Consider the following 26690-nt stretch of genomic DNA (forward strand, 5'->3'; position numbering starts at 1 on the left):
TTGCCATGTTGTACGGACTGGTTCTGCTGTATGTGGGTGCGGTGTTGTTCATCAACAGCATCTGGCTGATGGGGCGTATCACTGACCGCGAAGTGGCGGTGATCAACCTGTTTGTCGGTTTGCTCAGCCTGTTGGTGGCGGTCTACCTGATCTTCGTGGTGGGCTCGGCCGAAGGCATCAAGGCCGGTGCCTTGACCCTCCTGTTCGCCTTTACCTACCTGTGGGTGGCTGCCAACCAGGTGCTGCAGGTTGATGGGCGCGGGCTAGGCTGGTTCTGCCTGTTCGTCAGCGTGACGGCGCTGGTGGTGACAGTCAGTTCCATCCCTGGCGCCGAAGGGCTGTTGAAGGTATGGGATGTGCTGAACTGGGCGGCGTGGACGGTGTTGTGGTTCAGCTTTTTCCTGTTGCTGGCGCTGGCCAGGAAGATCCAGCGTCTGGTGGCGGCAATGACATTGCTGTGCGCGATCTTCACCGCCTGGGTGCCCGGGCTGTTGATCCTGTGGCAGCAGATGGGCTGACGGCCATGCGGCCGCTGTGGAGCAGCCTTGCGCTGTGACGCTGCCCTTACGGCAGGCGCTTTTCCATCGGCTGATACACCAGCCCGGCAAACTCACCCACGTCGCCTGCCAGGGTGAAGCCGTAGCGTTGGTAGGCGGGTACAGAGGACAATGATGCCTTTACCGTCACCACCTCAGCGCTGGCATGCGCCAGTGCTGCGTTCATCAGGCGCTTGCCTATACCCTGGCGTTGCAGGCCTGGTGCAATGAACAGCATCGCAATGTGACGGCCTTCCTTGAGCTCGATCAGCCCCGCGATAGCGCCTTCGACAAAACAGGCCAGCATAAGGTTGTCACCTTGCATGCGCTCGGCAAACGCCTGGGGTGCTGACACCTGGGTAAAGGTCTCGATACCTTGCGCCGACAGCGTGGGCGCGACAGCCTGCATGAAGGCATCCATGCACAAGGCGCAGGCTTGGGGGAGGTCGTCAGGGGTGAGCGTGCGTACTTGCATGGTAATCGTCCTTGTCGGGTGTCCTTCTGTTGCCCACTTAAACCTGTTACGGGTTCAGAGGCCGATGCGGCATCAAGCTGCCTTGGCAGCGCCCGGCTTGCGTTCGCCAATCAGGATGTCTTCGAAGAATGCCCCGACAGGTTCGGTAGGGTGGCACAGTTGTATCTCCAGCACCCACACCACCTCGCTCGGGACAATCTCCACCTCGGCCAGCTTGTCCTGGCTATACAACACATGCGGGAAGTCGGCGATGCGATGCCCGGCCAGGTTGCGCTCCAGCTGCCAACCTTTGGCCTGGGCACTGCGCTCGGCGAAGTCATACAGTTCACGTCCGGTCAACCCGCGGCCCCAGGCCTGACGGGTCTCGTCGAACACTTCATGCAGTGCCTTCACGCAGGCGTGGTGCAAAGCGTGCTGGCCAAACACGAAGGTATCGCCATAGTCACCTTCATAGCCATCCCATACCGGCCCAACGTCGACCACGACGATGTCCGTGGTACGTAGCACACGTTGAAGGTCAATGCCTTGCCGTGGCGTACGCACGGTATCGTCACCAAAACGGATGTAGGTGGGGTGCCAGGTGTGTGAGGCGCCCATCGCCTGGAGGGTATGCGCGGCCATCTCCAGTGCCTGGGCGGTGGTCATGCCGACCTGCAGTTGGCTGGCAATGGCGGCCACGGCCCGTACCGACTGTTCGCGGGCTGCGAGCATGCCGTCCAGCGAATAACGTGGGCCGACCTTTTCCAGCTGAGGGTGCAGCGTGCTGGCTGATGAAGCCTGCGTTGTCCGTGCGCCGCTGGCGACAAAGGCCTCGGCGACAAAGCGATGGGGCTGTACCCCTGCTGCAAGGCATTGCTCGCGGACCTGGGTGATCATCGTGGCATTGCCACAGGCATAGACCTGGGTTTCGACCCAGCGATGCGTCTGGCTGAGCGCCACCTGCTGTATACGTGCCTGGGCCGAGAGCACCGGTTGCCAGCGAAAGTGCGGGTGCACACGGCTGGACACGTCGAGAAATTCGCGGTCATAGAAATCCGCCGGCGAAGAGCCGCCCCAATACAGCGTGACGTCGGCATTGCCGGCCAAGGCCGTCAGCAATAGCGGCTTGATGCCGGCGTAACCTGTGCCAGTGGCGAAAAGGATCAGCGGGCGTTGATCATCGTGCTGCCAGGTACAGGCGCCCAGCGGGCCCTCGAGCTTTACCGTTGCACCTGCTTGCAGGGTGGGCAGCAAACCTTCAGTGAACAGGCCGCCGCTGACCTTGCGGATGTGAAACACCAGTTGCCCTTGTTCCTGGGCAGGCAGGTTGGCAATGGAGAAACAGCGGCTGTCGCCGTTGTCCAACTGAAACCGCATGTACTGGCCCGCCCGCACCTCCAGCGGCTGAGCAGGTTGCAACACCAGCTCGACGATATCTGCGCTCAGCGCGCGCTTGCCAACCACCTGTGCCTGGGTTTCCAGTGCGGGTGCGTCCAGTGACCAGCCGGGTATTTCCAGGCGCATGTCGCTGCAGGCGTGGCTCTGGCACAGCAACATCTCGTCGGCGGCCAAGGGGTAGGAAGGCGGCGGCGTGTCCGCATCCCGCTGCTTGTCCTGATGCTGCCCCGACACCACCTTGACCTTGCACGAGCCGCAGGCGCCGCGGCGGCAGGAGAAGGGTACCGGCAGGCCGCTGGCGAGCATGGCGTCGAGCAGCAGCTCCTGGCTGGCTTCGAAGGCTTTGCCCGTGGGCGAAATTTCAATGACGTGGCGGCTTTGCATGAGCACCTCGGGGCAAATGGAGGTTCGATTGTTGCTATAGTCCAGGACCAGCAGAACCTCCAGTTTTGGATATTTCATATGGTCCAGCTTCGTAAATGGCAGCCACTGCTCAAACTCGATGGGGCGCAAGCTTCGTACCGGCAGATCGTCGAAGGGTTGGTGGCCGCAATCAGCGAGGGTCGCCTGCGCCCTGGCACGCCGTTGCCGGGCACGCGGGAGATGGCGCAACTGCTGAACGTCAATCGCAAGACCGTGATCCTTGCTTATGAGGAAGCCGAAACCAAAGGCTGGCTGCAAAGCGTGCAACGCCGGGGCACCTTTGTCAGCCAGCAGCTGGCGCCCGGCACAGCGGCCGTTTGCGGTGCCGTGCGGCCTTTTGCCCTGGCGCTGCCAGAGGAACCTGCCGTTGCCTACTTCAAGGCGAACGAACAGGCTGTAGCCCAACAAGGGCGGCCGGGGGCCTTGTTCTTCGACAACGGCGCCTGTGACCACCGCCTGCTACCGCAGGCTGTACTGCACCGCTATTACCGCAATGCCTTGCGCAGCAGCTTCAGCAGCAATAGTGTGCGCCACGGCAGCGAGTGCAGCAGCCGCAATCTGCGCAGCGCCCTGGCCGACATGTTGCGGCACAATCGCAGCCTGAACGTTGGCGCCGAGCATATCTGCCTGACCCAGGGGGTGCAGATGTCACTGTCCCTGGTGGCCAGTGTGTTGCTCAAGCCGGGTGACGTTGTGCTGGTCGAGCGCCTGAGTTACCCCCCTGCGTGGGAGATCTTCCGTCAGCTGGGTGCCCGCCTGGTGACCGTGGAGCTGGACCATGAGGGCTGCCGGGTCGATCAGCTCGAGGCCCTGTGCCGGCAGCACAAGGTGCGGATGATGTACATAACACCCCATCACCAGTTCCCGACCACGGTCAGCCTGCCAGCCGGGCGCAGGCAACAGCTGCTGGAGCTGGCGCGCCAGCATGCCTTTTGCGTGATCGAAGAAGATTACGACTACGAATACCACTTTGCCGGGCGGCCTTATCTGCCGTTGGCCAGCGACCGCCAGCAGCGGCACGTGATTTACATTGGCTCACTGTCCAAGCCTTTGGGCAGTACGTTCCGTTGCAGCTATATCGTGGCACCGGTGGAAGTGACAACCGTGTTGGAACGCAGGGCGATGTTGACCCTGGGGCAGGGCGATGCAGTCATGCAGCAGATGTTGGCGGACCTGATCAATGATGGCGAACTGAAGAAGCACTTGCGCCGTGTCAACCGCGAGTACCGGCGCCGGCGCGAAACCTTGTTGGGGTGCTTGCGCGATGCGTTTGGCGAACAGATCAGCGTGCAGGCGCCAGAAGGTGGCCTGGCGCTGTGGGTGAGGTTTGCCGATGAGATCAACGTGGATCAGTTGGTCGACAAAGCGCTGGAACGGGACCTGGTGGTGCGCAGTGGGCGACAGTTTTCACCGTTTGGCCATGCCGAGAATGCCTTGCGCCTGGGGTTTGCTTCGCTGGATGCGGATGAGATTCGGCAGGCGACCCAACGCCTGGCAGACGCCGCGAAAGCGATTGGCAAGGCGCGGTAGCGGATGGCACGGGCTTCGCCCGTGTTCGCGGGCAAGCCCGCTCCCACAGTGATCGCGCTGGCCTCAGGATTTATGCAAAAGGGTTATGCCCTCAAGGGTTTCGAGGCCTCTGGGTCTCAACGCATTCCGTTCGGTTACCGCACATAACCGCATCGCGGCGCCTCAAGCCTGCGCCAGTACCTCCGATAGCAGCACACCCACCCTCGAATCATCGATCAGAAGTGGTGCCAACAAGGAGTACTGCCCGCATGCTTGCAAACCTGAAAATTCGCACCGGAATGTTCTGGGTGTTGTCGCTGTTCAGCCTGACCCTGCTGTTTTCGACCGCCAGTGCCTGGTGGGCTGCCTTGGGTAGCGACCAGCAGATCACTGAACTGGACCAGACTGCGCACCAGTCGGACCGGTTGAACAATGCGTTGCTGATGGCGATTCGTTCCAGCGCCAACGTGTCTTCGGGCTTTATCGAGCAGTTGGGTGGCCATGACGAGAGTGCAGGCAAGCGCATGGCGCTGTCGGTGGAGCTGAACAACAAGAGCCAGACGCTGGTCGACGAATTTGTCGAAAACGCCCGTGAACCCGCCCTTCGCGTGCTGGCAACCGAGCTGCAGGCTACCTTTGCCGAATACGCCAAGGCGGTGGCGGGGCAGCGTGAAGCGACCCGCCAGCGTTCGCTGGAGCAGTACTTCAAGGTCAACAGCGATGCCGGTAATGCCATGGGGCGGTTGCAAACCCTGCGCCAGCAGCTGGTGACCACACTGAGCGAACGTGGCCAGCAAATCATGCTCGAGTCCGACCGGCGTCTGGCCCGGGCACAATTGCTGAGCCTGTGCCTGCTGGGCGTGACCGTGGTGCTGGCGGTGCTGTGCTGGGCGTTCATTGCCCAGCGTGTGTTGCACCCCCTGCGTGAAGCCGGTGGGCATTTCCAGCGCATTGCCAGTGGCGACCTGAGTGTGCCGGTGCAAGGGCAGGGCAACAACGAGATCGGCCAACTGTTCCATGAACTGCAGCGCATGCAGCAGAGCCAGCGCGACACCCTTGGGCAGATCAACAACTGTGCCCGGCAGCTGGACGCCGCCGCCATGGCGTTGAACGCGGTCACCGAGGAAAGCGCCAACAACCTGCGTCAGCAGGGGCAGGAGCTGGAGCAGGCCGCGACTGCCGTGACCGAAATGACCACGGCAGTGGAGGAGGTTGCGCGCAACGCGATCACCACCTCGCAAACCACCAGTGAATCCAACCAGCTGGCCGCGCAAAGCCGCCGGCAAGTCAGCGAAAACATCGACGGCACCGAAGCCATGACCCGCGAAATCCAGACCAGCAGTGCGCACCTGCAGCAGTTGGTGGGGCAGGTGCGGGACATCGGCAAGGTGCTGGAAGTGATCCGCTCGGTGTCCGAGCAGACCAACCTGCTGGCGCTCAATGCTGCCATCGAGGCGGCCCGTGCCGGTGAGGCCGGGCGCGGCTTTGCGGTAGTGGCGGATGAGGTGCGCACACTGGCCTATCGCACGCAACAATCGACCCAGGAAATCGAGCAGATGATCGGCAGCGTGCAGGCGGGGACCGAAGCTGCGGTAGCATCCATGCAGGCCAGCACCAACCGCGCCCAGTCGACACTGGACGTGACCCTGGCCTCGGGGCAAGTGCTGGAGGGCATCTACAGTGCGATCGGCGAAATCAACGAGCGCAATCTGGTCATTGCCAGTGCGGCCGAAGAGCAGGCTCAGGTGGCGCGGGAAGTAGACCGCAACTTGCTGAACATCCGCGAACTGTCCAACCATTCCGCGGCGGGTGCGCAGCAGACCAGCGAGGCGAGCAAGGCGTTGTCGGGGCTGGTGGGGGAGATGACGGCGTTGGTGGGGCGGTTCAAGGTTTGAGGCGCTGCGCCTGCGTGGAACATTAAGATAAGGTTAAACTTATTTAAAGTTCCCCTTGCGGGTTGACTTCGATACTACGCTTGAATAAAGTTCGACCGCCCCGAGCGCGGGGCCTTTTTTCCCTTCACTGAAGAATTCAATGGACACAGTATCTCGTCGCTGCCTGACCTCTGCCGAATGGCCGGGTCAGGCACTTGAACCGGAACACCGGTCCCGACACCCTGGTCGGGCAAGCCGCGCCAGAGCCTGATGCTCCGCCGTGACTTGCCGCCGCCGGTGTTGGCCGGTTGGAGGCAAGCTCATGAACCTCACTTCATTCGTTTCACATCGCCAGCCTGCGTGCCTTGCGCCGCGGCAGGCCCGCGCCTGGCCGCGGCGTCTGCACGGCTACCTTGACCACCACCAGCACCCCCCAAGTAGTTGCGGGGTGCTGGCGCGTCTTCATGCACGCTTGAGCCCCCGCACTTCTCACTGAATAAAAGATATTGAACGGTATCTTTGTGCTCGAACTTTTCACGTTAAAAGTTCGCGGGATAACTATTGCCCTGTGTTTATGAAAAGGAATCAAACCATGGATTGCGCGAGTAGAAAGTTCGCTGCCGACACAACTTCCGACTCTCGGCAGCGGACAGACAACTGTCGGAAAGAACCAGCATTATTCAGCGACCCGACATGCCTTCGTTCACCGCCTGAGTGAAACGTCTGTGTGTCGTGCCGCCGCAGCGGCAGGAGCACAGCAACATGACTGTCAAACACCGTAACACCTCATCGGCCAAGGCCGAACGCGAAACCCGCCTGTCCACCCGCGCCGCCCGTGAAGCGCGCAATGGCCTGGCGGTCACCCTCGCCAACCTCGATGCCAGCGAACAGGGCCTGACCGAGCACGAAGCCGCCAAGCGCCTGGCGCGCGATGGGGCCAACCAGGTTGCCCACGACCCGCAACCCCACGCCCTGGTGCAGCTGCTCAAGGCCCTGAACAACCCGTTCATCTATGTTCTGCTGACCCTGGCCGGGATCAGCTTTGTCACCGACTACTGGCTGCCGGTCAGTGCAGGCGAAGCAGACGACGCCGACCTGACCAAGGTCATCATCATCATGACCATGGTCAGCCTCAGCAGCCTGCTGCGCTTCTGGCAGGAGTACCGCTCGAACAAGGCTGCCGACGCGCTCAAGGCAATGGTGCGCAGTACTGCCACGGTGTTGCGCCGCGAGCAGATCGGGCAAGCCCCGCGCCTGCGCGAAGTGCCCATGGACGAACTGGTGGCCGGCGACATCGTGCAGCTTTCTGCAGGTGACATGATTCCCGCCGATATCCGCCTGCTTGAAGCGCGCGACCTGTTTATCAGCCAGGCCGTGCTCACCGGCGAAGCGTTGCCGGTCGAAAAGTACGACACCTTGGGTAATGTCGCGCAGAAGTCGGCCGCCGAGCATGGCGCACATCAGGACAACCTGCTCGAGTTGCCGAACATCTGCTTCATGGGGACCAATGTGGTCAGTGGCCGCGCCCGCGCCGTGGTGGTGGCGACCGGCCGACGCACCTATTTTGGCTCGCTGGCCAAGGCCATTGCCGGTTCGCGCAGCCAGACCGCTTTTGACCGCGGCGTGAACAGCGTCAGCAGCCTGCTGATCCGCTTCATGCTGGTGATGGTGCCGGTGGTGTTCATGATCAACGGTTTGGTGAAAGGCGACTGGGGTGATGCCTTCCTTTTCGCACTTGCCGTGGCAGTGGGCCTGACCCCGGAAATGCTGCCGATGATCGTCAGCGCCAACCTGGCCAAGGGCGCCGTGGCCATGGCCCGGCGCAAGGTGGTGGTCAAACGCCTGAACGCCATCCAGAACCTGGGCTCCATGGACGTGCTGTGCACCGACAAGACCGGTACGCTCACCCAGGATCGGATCATCCTCGAGCACTCTGTGCGCTTCGACGGCCAAACCGACAAGCACATCCTTGAGCTGGCCTGGCTCAACAGCCATCACCAAAGCGGCATCCGCAACCTGATGGACCAGGCCGTGCTTCATTTCGCCGGCCAGGACCGCCAGTTTCAGGCGCCTTATGCCTACGCAAAGGTCGACGAACTGCCGTTCGACTTCATCCGCCGCCGCCTGTCAGTGGTGGTGAAGAATGCCTTGGGCGATCACCTGCTGGTAAGCAAAGGGGCGGTCGAGGAAATGCTCGCCATCGCCACCCATGTGCAGGAAGGCGACAAGGTCTTTGCCCTCGATCCGTGCCGCCGTCAGCAGTTGATGGCCAGTGTCGATGCCTTCAACCAGGACGGCTTCCGCGTGCTGATGGTTGCCACCCGGGAGATCCCGGCGGCCGAAGGCAAGGCGCAGTATCACACCGAAGATGAGCGCGATCTGGTCATCCAGGGCTTGCTGACCTTCCTCGACCCACCCAAGGAAACGGCCGGCCCGGCCATCGCCGCCTTGCGCGACATGGGCGTGCAGGTAAAGGTACTGACCGGCGACAACCCGGTGGTCACGTCCAAGGTCTGCCGTGAAGTGGGCCTGGCGCCAGGCCAGCCGTTGCTCGGCCAGGACATCGAGGGCATGGACGACGCCACCCTGAAGCTTCAGGTGGAGGAGCGCACCGTCTTCGCCAAGCTCACCCCGCTGCAGAAATCACGGGTGCTCAAGGCCCTGCAGGCCAATGGTCACACCGTGGGCTTCCTTGGCGACGGCATCAACGACGCCGCCGCCCTGCGCGATGCTGACGTCGGTATCTCGGTGGACAGCGGCACCGACATCGCCAAGGAATCGGCCGACATCATTTTGCTGGAAAAGAGCCTGATGGTGCTCGAGGAGGGCGTGCTCAAAGGCCGCGAAACCTTCGGCAACATCATGAAGTACCTGTGCATGACTGCCAGTTCCAATTTCGGCAACGTGTTCTCGGTCCTGGTGGCCAGTGCGTTCATTCCGTTCCTGCCGATGCTGGCGATCCACTTGCTGCTGCAGAACCTGATGTATGACTTTTCCCAGCTGTCGCTGCCCTGGGACCGCATGGACAAGGCGTTCCTCAGCAAGCCACGCAAATGGGATGCCCGCAACATCGGCCGCTTCATGTTGTGGATAGGTCCTACGTCGTCGATCTTCGACATCACCACGTTCGCCCTGATGTGGTACGTGTTCGCCGCCAACAGCGTCGAAATGCAGGCGCTGTTCCAGTCGGGCTGGTTCATCGAGGGCTTGCTGTCACAGACGCTGGTAGTGCACATGCTGCGCACTCGCAAGGTACCGTTCTTCCAGAGCACCGCTGCATTGCCGGTGGTATTGGCAACGGGGCTGGTCATGGCATTGGGTATCTATATCCCGTTCTCCCCGGTGGGCGCGATGGTTGGCCTGGTGCCGCTGCCGTGGGAGTACTTCCCTTGGCTGGCCGCCACCCTGCTGGGCTACTGCGTGGTTGCCCAAGCCATGAAGACCCTCTATATCCGCCGTTTCGGCCAGTGGTTCTGAGCGATGCAAGGAGAGCAGACCATGCGAGTACTGATTTGTGCAGGACGCAACTACGCCGACACCCGACGCTGCCGCCAGGCCTTGGACGACGTCCAGCGCCAGCGGCCGATCCGGGTGTTGATCCACGGCGGCAGCCAGTTTCTTGGAGGGGAAATCGAAAGCTGGGCGCGCGAGCATGGCGCCGATCTGGTGCGTTACCCGCCAAACTGGCAGCTGCACGGCAAGCAGGCCGAACGCTTGCGCAACCTGTTCATGCTCAACGACAGCCCCCCTGACCTGTTGCTTGCCTTGCCCGGTGGCGATGACACCGAGGAGCTGCTGGCCAGGGCCCGTGGCGCCGAGGTTCAGGTGATGTGCGCCAGGCAACCGCGCCAGCCCGAGCGGGGCGATTGCAGCTAATGCAAGCGCCTGGGGCCGTACGGCACCTGCGGGCTTGCCCGCGAAGCAGGCGCCTCGGTTTCACGGCCTCAAGCTTTGCGCAGCCGCCCTGGGCGGCTGCTTAGCCTGGCTGCGCCGCCAGATCGTTACTGACGTTGCGCCCCAGCACCAGCACGGTGACAAAGCCACAGCCCACCAGCGCCGTGGCCAGGCTCAGCAGTACCGCAGTGCCCAGATGGTCCACGACTTGCCCGCCGAAGAACGAGCCCACGGCAATGATCACCTGGAACAGGGCCACGAACAGCGGCATGCCACGTTCGACATCCTTGGGCGCCACGACAAACATCCAGATATTGGCACAGGCCGGGAACGCACCGAAGGCAAAGCCCCACAGTGCGATCAGCATCGCGGCACCTGTCATGCCGGTGGCGAAGTGCGGGAACAGGGCGGTGCTGACTGCGATCATGAGCGCGACCAGCATCAGGGTATGCCGCACGCTGCGGTTGGCCGCAAAGCCGGCGAAGATGTTGCCCATGAAGCCGGCCACGCCATACAGCAGCAACAATGAACCGATCGTAGGCCCGTCAAAGCCGGCATTCTGTTTGAAGAACGGTGCGACGTAGGTGTACGCCGCAAAGTGCGCCAGGCCGATCAGCAACACGGCGATCAAACCGACCCGTGCTTGCGGGTTGATGAACAACGCCGGCAGGTCGCGGATGCGAATGGCCTTTTCCGGCATCAGCCGCGGCAGCAGGAAGACCTGAGCCAGCAGCACCGGTACGCCTACCAGTGCAGTGACCAGGAACGTCATGCGCCAGCCCATCAGGCCACTCAGCCAGGTGCCGACAGGCACGCCCACTACCGTCGCCAGGGTTACGCCCGCCATGATGATGGAGTTGGCTTTGGCTACGCCCATCCCGTCAGGTGCCAGGCGGCCGCTGAGGGCGATGGCTGTCGCCCAGAAGCCGCCGATACTGATACCCAGTAGCACACGGCCGACCAACAGCAGGTTGAAGTCGCCGGCGTAGGCCACGATGGCGTTGGCGATGATCATGATCAGCGTCAGGCCGATCAGCAGGTAGCGCCGGTCCAGCGCGCCGACGCCTACGGAAATCAACGGGGCGGCTAACGCAGCCATGATGCCGGGCAGGGTCACCATCAGGCCGGCAAGGCCTGCACTGATGCCCAGGTCGCTGGCCACATCGTTCAGCACCCCCACCGGGAGGAACTCACTGGTGACCAGGGCGAAAGCACCCACGGCTACCGAGAGGATTGCCAGCCATTGCTGGGTCACGCTTTGTTGGCTGTGTTCGGGAAGGCCGCGAGGGGCCTGGCTGTTGCTTGGCATGGGTTAGGTTCCATGAGGGATCTCGCCTGTAGCAGGCGCAGGAGCGGGGGGATTTGCAGGGGATTGTAGAGGCGGCCTTGCCTGGCCGACAGGCAGGCCGCTCGATAGTAATCATCAGGGCAATCGATGAAACGTCTTGTGGAGAGCGCGCTGTCAGCGACTACGCCCTACCGGTACCGCACCGGTGCAGGCCATGGCAATTTGCAGCCTGCAGCGTCAGCTTCTCTTTCCTGCGTCGTATACCGGGGTGCCCAGCGAGTGATCGAACGCACCGTACGGGCGTCTCCGTCGGCTACTTTTGCTGTTGCTCACCCTCCACCCACTGCTGGTAGGTGATGCGGCTGATGTGCTCAGTACGATAGTCGTCGAGAAAGCGGTTGTGCTTGTTTTCTTCGGTGTGATGATGACGGAAGCCACACTTCGCCTGGGCAGCCTGTGACTGGCTGTTGTCAGTGTAGTAGCCACACCACAGCGCCTGCAGTTTCAGGGTTTCGAAGGCGTGGCGCATGACTTCCCGCACAGCCTCCGGAACCAGGCCTTTGCCCCAGTAGGGAACCCCGATCCAGTAGGAAATTTCACCTTCTTGTTCACTGATCTCGAAGTTGCTGTTACTGCCAGTCAGCAGGCCGACACAGCCTACGGCACGTTGATTCTGCTTGAGTTCAAGGGCGTACACTTCGGGGTGGTTGAACACTTCGCGAATGACCTCGCGGCTGTGCTCCACACTGGTGTGCACAGGCCAGCCCGCAACGGGACCGACGCGCTCGTCCTTGGCATATTCGTACAAATCAGCAGCGTCGCTCTCCAGCCAAGGGCGAAGCAGCAAACGTTCGGTTTCCAATTTCATGTCCTGTACTCGTGTCTGGTCCGTGGGCCAGCGTATGGCCGACTGGCCACGCGGTAAACGTCACTAACTTGGCATTATCGGTACTTTTCGAAACTGCGCGGGTGCTTGATGTTAGGCTGTTGGCTCTATCTGGTGGTGGTACCGAGTACGATGCATCACATTCCGAAACTTTACGCGGCTGGTGATCCGATCCAGACAGGTGAAAGCACGCTTGCCGATGGGCAGGGGGCGCCACTGTCATTCGGTCATGCCTATCTGACACTGCTTGTGTGCCTGTCCGGGGCTGCCCGTTTCACGCTGAACTTCAAAGAACATGCTGTCAGGCGCGCAGATGTGCTGGTGCTGGCCGAAGACACCATAGCCTTGCTCAAATGTCGCTCACGATGCTTCAAGGTGTTTTTCTGCCTGATACCACAAGCACTTGCTGCCGAGGTCGCCTACCCACTGCCCAATTCATTGTTCGTCTTTCTGCACGACCATCCGCACTGTGTACTTGCCGAAAGCGAGAGGCCGCTGCTGGAAGGGTGGCTGAGGCAGATGCGCGATATTGTGCGGTGCTGTGCCACTTATCAGCACATCATGCTGCGCAACCAGCTGCAGAACCTTTTCCTGAAGATTGCCGAGCAGCTTCCCGTGTTACCGACAGCAGGCAGGGCGTTCAGCCGCAAGGAAGCGCTGAGTTGGCGATTCTGGGAGCTGGTAGGCAAACACAGCACCCGGCAGCGCGAGGTTAAGTTCTATGCCGACGCGCTTAACATCACCCCGTTCTATCTGTCGCAACTGACAAAGGTGTATTTCAATGCAAGCCCGAAAGGTTTGATCGATCGGCAGGTGACCCTGGAAATCAAGGCACTGCTTTCCTACAGTAATGACGCTGTCGGGCAAATTGCCGATGCGCTCAATTTTGCCGACGCGTCTTACCTGTGCCGCTATTTCAAACGTCAGACCGGTTTTTCGCTTTCCAGCTACCGCAGGCAAGCGCAGAACGTGCAAGGGCATGGCTGACGCTTGCACAGCGGCGCCTGCCGAGGGCGCTTAGCAGCGTGCTCGGCAGGCACGGTATGCTATGGCGAGACCAGCACATCACACTGCGATTCGTTCAGTACATGCTTGGTGACGCTGCCCACCAGCAGTTCCTCCAGCGCGCTTGCCCCCTGCTTGCCGACCACGATCAGGTCGCACTCCAGCTCCTGTTCCTGCTCGGCTATGCGCCAGCCAGGGTCACCGTGCACCAGGATCTGCCGTGCATCGGCCAGGCCGGCAGCCTCACTCAGCGCCGCGAGCTGTACTTGTGCATCCTTGCGGATGACATTGCGGTAGTGGGTGAGGGTGTCGTGGTCGAGGTGGGCGAAGCGCACGCTGGCTTCGAACGGGGCTTCGTACACATGCAGCAGAATGATCTCTGCTTGCGGGGCAATGGCCTTGGCCAATTCGAGGGTGCGCAGTGAAACGGACGAAAAATCGACTGGCACCAGCACGGTACGGTAGGCATCACGAGGGGCCGGCTTGACCACCAGCAAAGGGCAGGGCATGCGGTTGAGCAGTTTCTGCACAGTTGAACCCAACAGCAGGCGCCGCGCCACGCTCTGGCCCCTGGCCCCACACACCAGCAGGTCGCTGTGCTTGTCCTGCACCACCCGGTTGATCTCCGTGATCACCGAGCCGCTGGCGACCTGTACGCCAGCGGAGATACCGTAACGCTGGAACAGCAGCGCTGCCAGTGCGTGGGTTTTCTCGCCTGCGCAATCCAGTACGCGTTTCAACAGATCGTCATCAGGCGTCACCAACTGTTTGAGGCGCTCGAAGGGTGCCGGGTTGGCAACGTAGAGCAGGTCCAGCGAGGCCTGTTGCGCATCGCTCAGGTAGGCCGCGCGCTCAGCGGCGTTGCGGGCATGTGGGGAAAGGTCGGTGGCAACCAGTATGTGTTTCATCGGGTTCATGTGGGGCTCCTTGGCCAAGGCCGCGCACAGCGATCAAGCGGTAAACCTTGAGCACTGTGCGCCTGGCGGTGCTTGAGTCATTCCTTGCGTGCAGCCATCGTCGCGCGAACCCGGCGCGAGGGCTTGATCTGGGTCAATGGCGTGTAGGTGTAGCGGCAGGTCATGCCGGCAACAGCACTGCCGGTGTAGCTGAAAGGCTGATTACCCAGGGCTGGCGGGCCGCCTCATTACTGTCTTGACCCTCAGCCTCTCAGCCCAGATTTCCCAGTGGCTTCTGCCATGAAACCGCATTAACTGTCGCAGCGCTGTCGGCCCTGCAACAGCAGCAGTTCGGTGAGCGTGTCCATGGCCGGTGTTGCCTGGCTGCCTTTACGGGTTACCAACTCGTAGGGGTCGCTGACCGAGGCCATGCTCAAGGGCAGTATGCTGACCTGTTGATTCATTGCACATTGCTGGGCCACGTCGATCGACACCAGCGCAACGAAGTCAGGACGGTTTTGCAACAGCGACAAGGTCGCCAGGATCGAAGTGGTTTCAACCAGGTGCAGCGGGAAGCGCAGCCCGGCATCGTGAAATTCGCGCTCCAGTTGCACGCGCATGGGCATGTTGGCCCGGTAGACGATCCAGCGGCTCTCGGCCAGGTCGGCAAGGCTCAGGCTTGGCGCATGCTTGAGCGGGTGGTCGATGTTGGCGATGACCGCCAGTGTCTCATCCTGGACAAAGGTGCTGGCGAACAGCTGCGGCGTATTGCTGACACTGGTGCGGCACAGGGCGATGTCCAGGCGGCCGCTCTCGATCTGCGTCAGCAGCGACTGGCTGGTGTCTTCGATGATTTCGAACGACATCTGTGGCTGGATGCTGGCCAGCTGTGACACCGCCTTCATCAGCAACGGCACCGCGCCCATGATCGCCCCCACAGCCAGCCGGCCGCCGACCCCACGCAGGATTGCATCTAGATCGTGCCGCAGGTTGGCGATATCGGTCTGTAACAGGCGTGCGTAGCGGATGGCGCAGTGTCCGGCGGCCGTGGGCTCCAGGCCTCGGTTGGTGCGGTTGAACAGCACAGTGCCGAAGGTGGTTTCGATTTCCTGCAAGGCCTTGCTGGCACCAGGCTGGGTAAGCCCGACGCTGCTTGCTGCACCGAGCAGCGAGCGGTGCTCGTCCAACTCGATCAACAAGCGCAGGTGGCGGGCGTGCAGGCGGGACATGATCGAATTGAGCGATGGGGTCATCTGGTATTCGTCTTGGTTATACCGATATGGATTGTTCTCAATACCATGGCCAGCCGCGCATTCCTATACTGGCGCTGCACAGTGTCGCATCCAGTGCCGCTGAAACGCCCAGAACAATAAAGCCAGGAGCCTGCCAAGCCTTATGTCCCTGATCAACTACATCACCCAGATCCAATTCGATATCGGTGCCATTGCCTGCCTGCCCGCCGAATGTGAGCGCATTGGTATAACCAGGCCTTTGATCGTGACCGACCGTGGCGTGCGTGCCGCCGGTATCGTCGATGCAGCGTTGAACACCTTCGCCAGCGACACGGCACAACTGCCGATCTACGACGGTACGCCACCCAATCCCAACGAGCATGCCGTGCGTGAGGCCGTGGCCATGTTCAAGGCATATGGCTGTGATGGCATCATCGCCATTGGCGGTGGCTCGGCAATCGACCTGGCCAAGGGGGTGGCTGTGTGTGCCCGGCACGACGGCCCGTTGAAGGGCTTTGCGGTGATCGAGGGCGGCCTGGCCCGGATCACCCCGGCAACTGCGCCGGTGATTGCCGTGCCGACTACAGCCGGCACGGGGAGCGAGGTCGGGCGCGGTGCCATCCTGATACTCGATGACGGGCGCAAGGTGGGGGTGATCTCGCCCCATGTGGTGCCCAAGGCCGCCATCTGTGACCCGGCACTGACCCTCGGGTTGCCGGCACACCTCACGGCTGCCACCGGCATGGACGCGATTGCCCACTGCCTGGAAACTTTCATGGCACCTGCGTTCAATCCGCCTGCCGACGGCATTGCCCTGGACGGCCTGTGGCGGGCCTGGCGCTTCATCGAACGAGCCACCCGCGCGCCGGGCAACCTGGACGGGCGCATCAACATGATGAGCGCATCGCTGCAAGGTGCGCTGGCCTTCCAGAAAGGCCTGGGCTGCGTGCACAGCCTTAGCCACGCGCTGGGCGGGATCAACCCGCGCCTGCACCACGGCACCCTCAATGCGATCTTCCTGCCTGCCGTCATCCGCTTCAACCGCACGGCCGAAACGGTGGTGAGCGAACACAAGATGCAACGCATCGCCCAGGCGATGGGGCTGGCCGATGACAGCCAGATCGAAGATGCCATTCGCGACATGACCCGTACGCTGGGCCTGCCGACCGGCCTTGGCGAACTGGATGTCAACCCGGACCTGTTCCCGCGCATCGTCCAGGGTGCGTTGGCCGATCACAGCCACCGCACCAACCCACGTGAGGCATCTGCCGAGGACTACCAGTGGCTGCTTGAAGCGTCGATGTAAGCCGTGCTGTTCAACCAATAACAACAAAAGTGAACGCCCATGAATACCAAATATGCGCAACCCGGGCTCGCCCGCGAACCTGAAGCGGTCGCCAGCTCGAACCCGTTCAGAAAGTACCAGCTCATCACCGTCAGCCTGTTGCTGGTGATCGGCATCATCAACTACATCGACCGCAGTGCGCTGTCGATTGCCAATACGTCCATCCAGCGCGACATGGGCATCACGCCGTCACAGATGGGCATTCTGCTGTCGGCGTTTTCCCTGGCGTATGCCTTTTCGCAACTGCCCTTGGGCATGATCATCGACCGCCTGGGCAGCAAGATTTCGCTGGGGGCGGCCCTGCTGGGCTGGTCGGTGGCACAGACGGCTTCTGGCCTGATCAACAGTTTTTCTGCATTCATCGGGCTCAGGGTGGTGTTGGGGATTGGCGAGGCGCCGATGTTCCCGTCGGCGGCCAAGGCGCTGGCAGAGTGGTTCGAGGCCGAGAAGCGGGGGACGCCGACCGGCATCGTGCTGTCATCGACCTGCATCGGGCCGTGTCTGGCGCCGCCGTTGCTGACGCTGCTGATGGTCACCTGGGGCTGGCGCGGCATGTTCATCGTCACCGGAGTGTTCGGCATTCTGGTTGCCGCCTGCTGGTTCGCCTTCTACAAAAGCAAGGCGCGGTACCTGGCTGAACTGCCTGCCGAGGCGCGTGAGCAACTGCTGGCGGCCCAGGCGCATAAACAGGCGGTGCCAAGCGCCAGGCCCAGTGTGCAGGCACAACTGGCGGCGTGGGCCGAACTGTTCCGCCACAAGAGCACCTGGGGCGCAGTACTGGGCTTCATGGGGGTGATCTACATGCTGTGGCTGCACCTGACCTGGCTGCCGGGCTACTTCGAGCGCGAGCATGGCTTGAGCCTGTACCAGACCGCCTGGGTGGTTTCGCTGGCCTATGTGTTCGGCGCGTTGGGCACCATTGTCGCGGGCCGCATCTGCGACCGCCTGGTGAAGCACGGTGCCAGTGTGCTGGGTAGCCGCAAGCGGGTTGTCGTGACTGCGTTGTTCGCGGCGGCCGCATTCACCGTTCCCCTGTCGTTCGGTAGCGGCTTTCTGCTCAGTGTGGCGCTGCTGTGTTGCGCACTGTTCAGCGTGAACATGGCCAGCTCTACCGCATGGATGATCGCCAACACCGTGGTCGATAGCCAGCGCGTGGCCTCGTTTGGCTCGATCCAGAACTTCGGCGGCTACCTGGCAGGCTCTGTGGCGCCCATCGTGACCGGGTTCAGCATTCAGCAGACCGGGTCCTTCGCTTCGGCATTCCTGATCAGTGCTGCCGTGGCCGCGGTTGCTGCGATGGCTTATGTGTTGTTGTTGAAGCAGCCGGTTTCCACTGATTGCTGAGCATGCACCTGCAGGCGGATTTCATCAGGCAGTTAAATAACAATTTGTGATGATGGGCATCATGACAATATATTTATCATTATCAATTTCAGGCCATAGCATCTGTTGCCCGCCATCGCCTATCTCAATGAGGTCTTGATGAACCGTTCGCTCTTCGTACACCAACGCACTGCAGCCTTGCTACTGCAACACTGGCGCAGCGGTGACCTGCTGACGGAACTGCCCGCCAGCCTCAAGCCCGAGACATTGAAACAAGGCTATGACAGCCAGGACCAGTTGTTTGCTGCTGCCGCAGGCCCGCGCGCCGGGTGGAAGCTGGGCGTCGGCAGCCCAGCTGGCATGCGTGCAGGCAAGTTGTCGCGGCCCTTGATTGGCCAGTTGGAAGCGGGGCGTTGCCATGCCGATGGCGCACATATCCAGCTGCCAGCGGTTACGCCGGTGACCATCGAATGCGAAATTGCCTTCGTGCTGGACCGGGATATTCCTCCGCAAGCCGGGCGCGTACCGGTGAGTGAGGATATTCGCGCCACGTGCGTCACCTTTGAAGTAGTGCGTTCGCGCTTTGTCGACCGCAAGGCTGTCGGCTGGCCAAGTTTTGTGGCTGACAACGTGGGGTTTGAAGCATTGGTGGTCGGCAATAGCCTGGGCGCCGGTATCAATGTGGCGTTGCTCGCCGACCTGGCCGAAACCACCGAGGTGCATGTGGATGGCCAACGACGCGCCGGTGGCTTGTCTGGCGATGCGGCCACCGACCCGCTGGTGTCGCTGGCTCACCTGTACGCGCACGCTGCCGAGCGTGGCCAGACCTTGAAGGCCGGGGATGTGGTGACCACCGGGGCCATGTGCCAGCCGTTCGACCTGCATGAAACAGGCCACCAGGTCAGCGCCAGGTTCCTTGGCCAGACCCTGACGTTCACGCTGTAACGGCCGACCATTGCTCGAACGCTGCCAGCATTCTTTGCCGGGTCTGTGGGTCGGCGGGGATCAGGTGTTCGATGCGCAGTGACTGCACGGTGACATCCTGCGGCATGCCAAAGGTGGTGAACGTGGACAGGAACCGCAACTCGCCATACGGGGTGTTCACGCGGGTCAGCAGCAGAGGGGTGGCTGTCGTCATCAGGCACGGGCTCGAGGGGGCCGGCAAGTCGCGCAAGCGCGCTGCCAGTGCCGGATTGCCTGCGGCCTCCCTGGATGCACGTTGCCAGGCTGCAGCGCGGATTTCCGGCGCGTTGGCCAGGTGATCACCCAGGCCACCGGGGCACAGCAGTGTCTGCAGCAGGTTGAGGCCGGTTGCCGGCTGTGCGCTGACACCGGCCATCGCCAGCAGCAGCCCGGTACTGGCGTTGGCGGCGATGACGTCCCAGTGGCTGTCGATGACAATCGCCGGAGCGGGGTTGTTCACCTGCAGAATATGCTCGATGGCAGTATTCACCAAGGCCAGTTCAGGCGCATCGAGTGGCGTGGCGGCGTAGCGGGGCGCGTATCCTGCAGCAACGAACACATCGTTGCACCGCTCCAGCGGCGCATCCAGGGCCGAGAGAAGGGCATGCAACGTGCCTGGGCTGGCCTTGGCGCGTCCTGTTTCCACACAGCTCAGATGACGCTGTGACAGCCCCGTCAGCAGCGCCAGCTCCAGCTGGCTGAGGTTGGCCTGACGGCGCAGTTCGCGAAGATGCTGGCCCGCTGAGATGTGCGGGGCAGGGGTGCTGCGATGGAACAGATGCTGATTCATGCGTTGCCCTGATCGTCCTTGAGTGCAATGTCCATGACCTCACGGGTCATTGAGTGCAAGCAACCCTATCACTACTGTGCCGGCAAACCCTATCAAGGAGAGCTATATGGGCTTGCGTATCTGCGCGCTGGCAATACTGGTGCTGTTTTCGCTGTATACCGGCTGGACCATGCTGATTGCCGAGCAATCGCTGCTGGCATTCGGGCTGGCACTGCTGGCGCAGCCGGACACGGCCCAGGTGGTCACCGACCTGTACCTGATGGCCGGGCTGGCCGGTTGCTGGATGGTGAGAGACAACCGCATGCGCGCCAGCGCCGGGATCGCGGTGCTGCCTTACCTGCTGCTGACCGTCGTGTTCGTTTCGCTGGGGCCGTTGCTGTACCTGGTGATCAGAGGCGTTGCCGAGGGGCGCCAGCCATGAGCAGTGCCTTGCAGGCCTATGCGCTGTGTGTGGTGGTGCTGTTTCTCAAGATGTTCTTGGTTTCCTGCTATCAGGGCTATCACCGCTTGCGCTTCGTCGCGTTCACCAACCCGGAGGACGCTGCCGTGTTCGGGCGCGTCGCCCAGGCCGCAGAACGCCCGCAGGTGATACGGGCTGCCAAGGTATGGGCCAACGACCTGGAGAACATTCCCCTGTTCTTTGCCCTCGGCGGGCTGGCTGTTGCGCTGGAAGCCGCCACGCTACCGGTGTTGTGGCTGAGTGTGGTGTTCACGGTTGCCAGGATCCTGCACACGCTGGCCTACCTGCGCGGTTTGCAGCCTTGGAGAACGTTGTTCTATGGCATCGGGGTCATTTGCCTGCTGGGATTCTGTTTACTCATCACCGCGAGAATAGGCGGCTGAACCAAAATATTGCATGAGTCATCTTGATGCTTTCACATAGCAGTACTAATACTTAAGCACTGCCGAAGGGGATGATCATGCAGACACGCTTCGTTGTGGTTCCCGCAGTGCCACTCAAGAAAGAGGCTTATCCTCGGCGGCTTGGCTTTCCCGCCGCACTGGGGGAGGGTTACGACCTCTACGACACCCAAGACAAGATGCGTCTGAGCCTGAACTTTTCCACCCGTGCCCAAGCCGAGTTCGAATGTGCATGCCGCAACCGCTGTGCGGATGCCGGTGATGCAGGTCTTGCCGGCATCGGTTGATCGCCTGCAGTGGCCAGGTTGTTGTTCCTGGTGCTGCGTTACAGGGTCTTCGCGCTTGCCGGTTTGCCTGAACGGTTGAAACCCTGCGCGTCTAAAAAGTGCCGGCTAATGGGCGAGCGGTGCTTTGGCCTCGTACGGCCGTCATCCAATCGGCAGATTCAAGCGTTAGCGTTGAGGCCGGAGCCGTTTCAGGGTTCCAGCTCGGCGCCTGATGGCACAGTCGATAAGCTCTACCGCGCGGCCTGCCATTCAATAGTCACAAAGTTGTAACACAGCTGATGCAAAGTGTGCCGGCCATCACATGGAGCACATTTTGATGAAACGCCTGATGAAGTCTGCTGCACTCGCCGTTGCCGTTTCCCTTTGCGCCACCTCGGCAGCCTTTGCTGCAGAAAACGTTCGGTTGACCGGTTCGGGCGCCAGCTTCCCTGCACCGATCTACCTGACCTGGTTCAAGGACTTCAGCAAGAACACGGCTGGCGTCACCGTCGATTACCAGTCCAAGGGCAGCGGCGCGGGCGTTCAGGACTTCCTGAACAAGACCGTCGACTTCGCCGCCAGCGACTCGGCCATGAGCGAAGCAGACATTGCCAAGGTTGGCGAAGGCGTGCAGTTGCTGCCAATGACCGCCGGTGAAATCGTCCTGGCTTACAACCTGCCGGGTAACCCTAAAGGGCTGAAGCTGCCGCGCGACGTCTACTCCAATATCTTCCTCGGCAAGATCACCCAGTGGAACGACCCGCAAATCGCGGCGGCCAACCCTGACCTGAAGCTGCCTGCCACCCCGATCACCGTGGTCGTGCGTGCCGACTCCAGCGGCACCACTGCCGTCTTCACCAAGCACCTGTCGGCCATCAACGCTGACTTCAAGCAAGGGCTGGGCGAAGGCAACACCGTCAACTGGCCGGCCACCGACAAGTTCATCAAGTCGCCGAAGAACGACGGCGTAACCGCCACCGTCCGCCAGACCCCGGGCGCCATCGGCTACATCGAGTACGGCTTCGCCAAGCTGGCCAAGGTCGACTTCGCCATGTTGCAGAACAAGGCTGGCCAATACGTCGTGCCGAATGCCGAGAGCGGTGCCGAAGCACTGGCTGCGGTGAACATGCCGGAAAACCTGGTGGCCTGGCTGCCTGACCCGGACGGTGCCAAGTCCTACCCGATCACTTCCTATACCTGGATGATTTTCCGCAAGGACAACGGCAACCCGGAAAAAGCCAAGGCCATGCGTGAAATGGTCGAGTACAGCCTGACCAAAGGCCAGACCATCGCCGACTCGATGGGTTACATCCCGCTGCCGCCGTCGGTAGTCGACCAGGTGCGTAAAGCGTCCGCCAACATCCAGTAATACCCAGGCGCTCCCGGTATCGGCATGAAGCCATGCCGGGGGTGTTTGTCCCTTGTCCCGGAACTCGCCAATGAACACTCCTTTTGCCATACCGGATAACCCCGACTCCGCGTGCCAGCCACCGTCTGCGAAAGACTTTCTGGTCGATCGCACCTTCCGTGCGCTTGCGCGCATTGGCGTGGTGCTGGTACTGGCGCTGGTCTTCGCGCTGGTCTACGAAGTCGGCCGCAAGGCACTGCCCGGCATTGAAAAGCACGGTTTTGACGTGTTGTTCGGCAGCGTCTGGGACGTTAACCAAGGCAAGTACGGTATTCTGCCAGCGATCTGGGGTACGCTGTACAGCGCCTTGATCGCCCTGTTGATCGCCGGTTTCTTCGGCGTCAGCATGGCCATTTTCCTGACCCAGGATTTCCTTCCGGCCAAGCTTGCCGCGGTGTTTCGCACCATCGTCGAGTTGCTCGCCGCCATCCCCAGCGTGGTGTACGGCCTGTGGGGCATCTATGTGGTCATCCCGGCGATTCGCCCGCTGACCGCCTGGCTGAACAGCGAGCTGGGCTGGATCCCGTTTTTCGGCACTTCCCTGAGTGGCCCAGGCCTGCTGCCTGCGGCGTTGGTACTGGCGATCATGATCCTGCCGACCATCGCGGCGGTTTCCCAGGATGCGCTGACCAGCGTACCGATGAAAACCAAGCAGGCTGCCTACGGCATGGGGACCACCCACTGGGAAGCCATCCTCAAGGTGATGGTGCCCTCGGCGGCTACCGGCATCTTCGGCTCGCTGGTGCTCGGCCTGGGCCGTGCACTCGGTGAAACCATGGCGCTGGCCATGCTGGTCGGCAACGCCAACACCATCTCCCTGTCCTTGTTCGCACCGGCCAACACCCTGGCGGCGCTGTTGGCGCTGAACTTCCCGGAAGCCGGCCCGAACGAGGTCGAAGTGCTGATGTACGCGGCACTGGTACTGATGTTCATCACCCTGCTGGTGAACGTCCTCGGCTCGATGATCATGCTCTACGCTCAGCGTGGTAACAAACAATGACTGACCTGACGACCCCTGTAGCCGCGCTGCCCAGCCTGCAGCGCAAGCTGGAAGGCCGCGCCCTGCGCAGCCTGGTATTGACCACCCTGGCATGGTTCGCGGCACTGGTGGCCAGCGTGCCGCTGATTTCCGTGCTGTACATGCTGATCACTCGCGGCGGGGCACGCCTTAACCTGGAAGTGTTCACCGAGCTGCCGCCGACTGGCTTCGAGATGGGCGGTGGTTTCGGTAACGCCATGGCCGGTACCTTCGTCATGGTCGGCATTGCCGCCGCCATCGCTGTGCCGGTCGGTATCCTGGCAGCGGTGTTCCTGGCCGAGCTCGGCCCCGACAGCAAGCTGGCCAACGCTGCGCGCTTTGCCGCCAAGATGCTCACTGGCCTGCCCTCGATCCTGGCCGGGGTGTTTGCCTACGCCCTGGTGGTGATGACCACCGGTACCTACTCGGCACCGGCAGGCGGCGTGGCGCTGGCGGTATTGATGCTGCCGATCGTGGTGCTCACCGCTGAAGAGTCGATGAAGATGGTGCCCAAGATCATGAAGGACGCCGCCTACGGCATGGGCTGCACCCGTGCCCAGGTCATCTGGAAGATCGTTCTGCCCACCGGCCTGCCGGCCATCCTTACCGGGGTGATGCTGGCCGTGGCTCGCGCCGCTGGCGAAACCGCGCCACTGCTGTTCACCGCGTTGTTCAGCAACTACTGGATCTACCACGACGGCGACCTGGCGGTGATGAACCCCACAGCCTCGCTTGCGGTACTGATCTACAACTTCTCCGGCATGCCGTTCGACAACCAGCTGGAGCTCGCCTGGGCGGCCTCGCTGGTGCTGGTAATGATCGTGCTGGTCATCAACATTTTGAGCCGAGTCTTCGGCAAGCCCAAGTATTGAGAAAGGGAGCATCCAACTTGAACGTATCCACTGCGCAAAGAGCCGCTCCCATGGTCAGCGAAGCCCCCATCGTCATGGACTGCAAGCTCGACAAGATTTTCTACGGTAACTTCATGGCCGTGCGTGACAGCCATGTGCCGATCAGGAAAAACGAGATCACCGGTTTCATCGGCCCTTCGGGCTGCGGCAAGAGTACCGTGCTGCGTAGCTTGAACCGTATGAATGATCTGGTGAAGGGTTTCCGTTTCGAAGGCCATGTGCACTTCCTTGGGCAAGATGTCTACGGCAAGGGTGTCGACCCTGTTGTAGTGCGCCGCTATATCGGCATGGTGTTCCAGCAGCCCAACCCGTTCTCGATGAGCATCTTCGACAATGTGGCCTTCGGCCTGCGCCTGAACCGCTACAAAGGCGACTTGGGCGATCGCGTGAAGCACGCCTTGCAAGGCGCCGCGCTGTGGGACGAAGTGAAGGACAAGCTCAAGGTCAGCGGGCTGTCACTGTCCGGTGGCCAGCAGCAGCGCCTGTGCATCGCCCGTGCCATCGCCACCGAGCCGGAAGTGCTGTTGCTGGACGAGCCCTGCTCGGCACTCGACCCGATTGCCACCCGCCGCGTGGAGGAGCTGATGGTCGAGCTGAAAAAGGACTACACCATCGCCCTGGTGACCCATAACATGCAGCAGGCGATTCGTGTGGCCGACACCACCGCGTTCTTCTCGGTGGATATTTCCCAGGGCACCCGCACCGGCTACCTGGTCGAGATGGGCCCGACCGCGCAGATTTTCCAGAACCCGCGCGAGCAGCTGACCAGCGACTACATCAGCGGCAAGTTCAGCTAAGCCATGCAAGCTCAAGGTGGCCGGGTGTTGCAGCCAGGATGGTTGCAACACCCGGCCGCGTTACCTTCCGTTAAAGTGTTACCCGGGATTACCAATGCGAGCGACGCATCGTCTTGATCTGTCAGCGGTAGAGCGCGCACTGCGCGAGGTGCAGGGCCGTTTTGCCGAACTCAGCCAGCATTTCACCGAACCGCGGGACCCGTTTACCGACGAGGTGCTGCTGAATGTGGTTGAAGGCTATGCGCTGATTGACGACTATGTCGCTCGCGGTATCGACCTGTTCGACCTGCAACAGCTGAACCTGATGCTGGAAATCAATGCCACCGTGCTATGCGGCAGCGATCCGGCCCGTCGCCTGGAATTCGCCCCGCACCTTGCGGCAACCGAAGCGCACTTTTTCAACAACGTGGAAGGTGGCATCAAGGATTTGTACAACTGGTACTGCGCGTACCGCAGCGATTCCATCTGGAAGCGGGCAGCGGGTGTGTATGTACGGATCCTCAGCAAGCCGCAGCTGTTCATCGAAGGCAACAACCGCACGGGTTCGCTTATTGTCAGCTATTTGCTGATGCGTGCCGGGCTACCGCCATTCGTGCTGTCGCTGGACAACGCCGAGGGTTACTTCAACCCGTCCTCGGTCATACGCAACTCCGCCAAACACGGTGTCAAGGCTTTGTACGAACTCCCCAAGATCAAGAAAAAGTACGCCGCGTTCCTGGAAGCGAAGGCGCCTGAGCCCGGCAAGTTCTTCCTGAACGGCACGCCCGTGCCTGCCTGTGAGGGGAGCCGCTGATGCAAGGTTCATCCCTGTTCGCACGAGGGCGGCAAGCCATCGAACGCAAGCTCAAGCGTGGCCAGGTACGCATTTCGTTCGATATCGACGACACGCTGGCCTGCCTGCCCGAACACGCTGCCGCCGAGGACAGCAAGCTGCCAGGTTTCGTCCATCGCTGGCTGGGTGAGCCCCTGCGCAGCGGCACCCGCGAACTGATCCGCGACCTGCGCCGCCAGGGCTGCAGCATCTGGATCTACACCTCCTCGGGGCGTACCCCGGCTTACATCCGCCGCTGGCTGATGCTTTACGGCATTCATGTCGATGGCGTGGTCAACAGCGATCGGCACCAGCACATCCTGGCCCAGAACGGGCTGGAAAACTCACCCTCCAAGCTGCCTTCGGCTTTTGATATCGATCTGCACGTAGATGATTCCGAAGGTGTGCGCCTGGAAGGGGTCGACCACGGTTTCCGCGTGGTGGTGGTGTGCCCGAAGGATGAGCACTGGGCGCAGAAGGTGAAGGACGCGGTGGTGGATGTGCAGGCACGGCTGGCCTGGCAGCAACCGCATCGCTATGAGATGCCCGCTTGCCAGCGTTCGCAGGCACTGGCTTCCTGAAGCCAGGAGATTCCGCTCAGACAATGTAATTGGGGCTGCTTTGCAGCCCTTCGCGGGCTCGCCCGCTCCCACAGGGATCTTGGATATCCAAAGATTGTGGGAGCGGGCGAGCCCGCGAAGGGCCGCAAGGCGGCCCCGGTTCATTCAATCGTATGGATGCCCGCTTGCCACTCCTGCCTAAGCCATAAGTCTCGAACCCAGACCCAAGCAGGTACCGGGAC

At 61.7% G+C, this 26690-nt stretch carries 25 protein-coding genes; 18 read left to right on the top strand and 7 right to left on the bottom strand.

What is annotated here, in order from left to right:
• Positions 1-5: 5 nt before the first annotated feature.
• On the top strand, positions 6-518 hold the full coding sequence (locus I8746_RS07675) for an AmiS/UreI family transporter (protein WP_012052056.1): 513 nt from the start codon (positions 6-8) through the stop codon (positions 516-518).
• A 46-nt stretch (positions 519-564) separates the two neighbouring features.
• On the opposite strand, the gene I8746_RS07680 is transcribed toward I8746_RS07675, so the two are convergent.
• Complete coding sequence (locus I8746_RS07680; protein ID WP_012052057.1) at positions 565-1011, bottom strand: GNAT family N-acetyltransferase; 447 nt, start codon at positions 1009-1011, stop codon at positions 565-567.
• 72 nt (positions 1012-1083) lie between these two features.
• On the bottom strand, positions 1084-2850 hold the full coding sequence (locus I8746_RS07685; RefSeq protein ID WP_221100418.1) for an NAD(P)H dependent flavin oxidoreductase family protein: 1767 nt from the start codon (positions 2848-2850) through the stop codon (positions 1084-1086).
• On the opposite strand from I8746_RS07685, the gene I8746_RS07690 reads away from it, so the two are divergent.
• The 4 genes from I8746_RS07690 to I8746_RS07705 all read left to right on the top strand — a co-directional run bounded on the left by I8746_RS07690 (position 2851) and on the right by I8746_RS07705 (position 10070).
• Complete coding sequence (locus I8746_RS07690; protein WP_003254151.1) at positions 2851-4341, top strand: PLP-dependent aminotransferase family protein; 1491 nt, start codon at positions 2851-2853, stop codon at positions 4339-4341.
• Positions 4342-4589: 248 nt separating this feature from the next.
• Positions 4590-6215, top strand: a complete 1626-nt coding sequence (locus tag I8746_RS07695) for a methyl-accepting chemotaxis protein (RefSeq protein ID WP_221100419.1) — start codon at positions 4590-4592, stop codon at positions 6213-6215.
• Between the two features lie 741 nt (positions 6216-6956).
• On the top strand, positions 6957-9671 hold the full coding sequence (gene mgtA / locus I8746_RS07700) for a magnesium-translocating P-type ATPase (RefSeq protein WP_088512721.1): 2715 nt from the start codon (positions 6957-6959) through the stop codon (positions 9669-9671).
• Between the two features lie 21 nt (positions 9672-9692).
• Positions 9693-10070, top strand: coding sequence for a DUF2493 domain-containing protein (locus I8746_RS07705; protein WP_221100420.1), 378 nt, complete (start codon positions 9693-9695; stop codon positions 10068-10070).
• Between the two features lie 100 nt (positions 10071-10170).
• Here I8746_RS07705 and I8746_RS07710 read toward each other — a convergent pair whose 3' ends face one another.
• Together I8746_RS07710 and I8746_RS07715 are read right to left on the bottom strand one after the other, a co-directional pair.
• Positions 10171-11397: an MFS transporter gene (locus I8746_RS07710; RefSeq protein ID WP_012052062.1), complete on the bottom strand. Its 1227-nt coding sequence runs from the start codon at positions 11395-11397 to the stop codon at positions 10171-10173.
• A 292-nt stretch (positions 11398-11689) separates the two neighbouring features.
• Positions 11690-12244: a GNAT family N-acetyltransferase gene (locus tag I8746_RS07715; RefSeq protein ID WP_003254143.1), complete on the bottom strand. Its 555-nt coding sequence runs from the start codon at positions 12242-12244 to the stop codon at positions 11690-11692.
• Between the two features lie 150 nt (positions 12245-12394).
• Between I8746_RS07715 and I8746_RS07720 the strand changes: the two genes are divergently transcribed.
• The gene (locus I8746_RS07720; protein WP_041168408.1) at positions 12395-13249 is read left to right on the top strand and encodes a helix-turn-helix transcriptional regulator; all 855 of its coding nucleotides are present in this window, start codon (positions 12395-12397) and stop codon (positions 13247-13249) included.
• Positions 13250-13308: 59 nt separating this feature from the next.
• Here the strand turns inward: I8746_RS07720 and I8746_RS07725 are convergent, their stop codons facing one another.
• Together I8746_RS07725 and I8746_RS07730 are read right to left on the bottom strand one after the other, a co-directional pair.
• Positions 13309-14184, bottom strand: a complete 876-nt coding sequence (locus tag I8746_RS07725) for a universal stress protein (RefSeq protein ID WP_012052064.1) — start codon at positions 14182-14184, stop codon at positions 13309-13311.
• A 290-nt stretch (positions 14185-14474) separates the two neighbouring features.
• The gene (locus I8746_RS07730) at positions 14475-15416 is read right to left on the bottom strand and encodes a LysR family transcriptional regulator (RefSeq protein WP_012052065.1); all 942 of its coding nucleotides are present in this window, start codon (positions 15414-15416) and stop codon (positions 14475-14477) included.
• Positions 15417-15558: 142 nt separating this feature from the next.
• Here I8746_RS07730 and I8746_RS07735 point away from each other — a divergent pair, with 142 nt between their 5' ends.
• From I8746_RS07735 to I8746_RS07745, 3 genes are all read left to right on the top strand, one after another.
• Complete coding sequence (locus I8746_RS07735; RefSeq protein WP_221100421.1) at positions 15559-16701, top strand: iron-containing alcohol dehydrogenase; 1143 nt, start codon at positions 15559-15561, stop codon at positions 16699-16701.
• Positions 16702-16740: 39 nt separating this feature from the next.
• Positions 16741-18084 (top strand): MFS transporter, encoded by a 1344-nt coding sequence (locus I8746_RS07740; RefSeq protein ID WP_221100422.1) that lies wholly within the window; start codon positions 16741-16743, stop codon positions 18082-18084.
• A gap of 138 nt (positions 18085-18222) precedes the next feature.
• Positions 18223-19008 carry a 2-keto-4-pentenoate hydratase gene (locus I8746_RS07745; RefSeq protein ID WP_012052068.1) on the top strand — a complete coding sequence of 262 codons (786 nt, stop codon included), beginning with the start codon at positions 18223-18225 and terminating at the stop codon, positions 19006-19008.
• On the opposite strand, the gene I8746_RS07750 is transcribed toward I8746_RS07745, so the two are convergent.
• Positions 18998-19816: a helix-turn-helix domain-containing protein gene (locus I8746_RS07750; protein WP_221100423.1), complete on the bottom strand. Its 819-nt coding sequence runs from the start codon at positions 19814-19816 to the stop codon at positions 18998-19000. The genes I8746_RS07745 and I8746_RS07750 overlap by 11 nt on opposite strands.
• Before the next feature lie 106 nt (positions 19817-19922).
• Here I8746_RS07750 and I8746_RS07755 point away from each other — a divergent pair, with 106 nt between their 5' ends.
• The 9 genes from I8746_RS07755 (at position 19923) to I8746_RS07795 (ending at position 26469) form a co-directional block, all read left to right on the top strand.
• Positions 19923-20237: a hypothetical protein gene (locus I8746_RS07755; RefSeq protein WP_012052070.1), complete on the top strand. Its 315-nt coding sequence runs from the start codon at positions 19923-19925 to the stop codon at positions 20235-20237.
• A complete protein-coding gene (locus I8746_RS07760; RefSeq protein ID WP_143999968.1) occupies positions 20234-20659 on the top strand; it encodes an MAPEG family protein in 426 nt (141 codons plus the stop codon). Before I8746_RS07755 ends, I8746_RS07760 begins: the two co-directional genes overlap by 4 nt.
• A gap of 71 nt (positions 20660-20730) precedes the next feature.
• The gene (locus tag I8746_RS07765) at positions 20731-20964 is read left to right on the top strand and encodes a hypothetical protein (protein ID WP_014753437.1); all 234 of its coding nucleotides are present in this window, start codon (positions 20731-20733) and stop codon (positions 20962-20964) included.
• 316 nt (positions 20965-21280) lie between these two features.
• Positions 21281-22312, top strand: a complete 1032-nt coding sequence (gene pstS, locus I8746_RS07770) for a phosphate ABC transporter substrate-binding protein PstS (protein WP_003254123.1) — start codon at positions 21281-21283, stop codon at positions 22310-22312.
• Between the two features lie 70 nt (positions 22313-22382).
• Positions 22383-23351: a phosphate ABC transporter permease subunit PstC gene (gene pstC / locus I8746_RS07775; RefSeq protein WP_004574212.1), complete on the top strand. Its 969-nt coding sequence runs from the start codon at positions 22383-22385 to the stop codon at positions 23349-23351.
• The gene (gene pstA / locus I8746_RS07780) at positions 23348-24241 is read left to right on the top strand and encodes a phosphate ABC transporter permease PstA (RefSeq protein ID WP_003254119.1); all 894 of its coding nucleotides are present in this window, start codon (positions 23348-23350) and stop codon (positions 24239-24241) included. Before pstC ends, pstA begins: the two co-directional genes overlap by 4 nt.
• Positions 24242-24291: 50 nt before the next feature.
• Positions 24292-25077, top strand: coding sequence for a phosphate ABC transporter ATP-binding protein PstB (gene pstB, locus I8746_RS07785; protein WP_003254117.1), 786 nt, complete (start codon positions 24292-24294; stop codon positions 25075-25077).
• Between the two features lie 94 nt (positions 25078-25171).
• On the top strand, positions 25172-25870 hold the full coding sequence (locus I8746_RS07790) for a hypothetical protein (RefSeq protein WP_014753435.1): 699 nt from the start codon (positions 25172-25174) through the stop codon (positions 25868-25870).
• Positions 25870-26469, top strand: coding sequence for a hypothetical protein (locus I8746_RS07795; protein ID WP_003254112.1), 600 nt, complete (start codon positions 25870-25872; stop codon positions 26467-26469). Before I8746_RS07790 ends, I8746_RS07795 begins: the two co-directional genes overlap by 1 nt.
• Positions 26470-26690 lie beyond the last annotated feature (221 nt).

Origin of the sequence: Pseudomonas sp. USTB-Z (assembly GCF_019691255.1) — a bacterium.
GTDB classification, from domain to species: domain Bacteria; phylum Pseudomonadota; class Gammaproteobacteria; order Pseudomonadales; family Pseudomonadaceae; genus Aquipseudomonas; species Aquipseudomonas alloputida.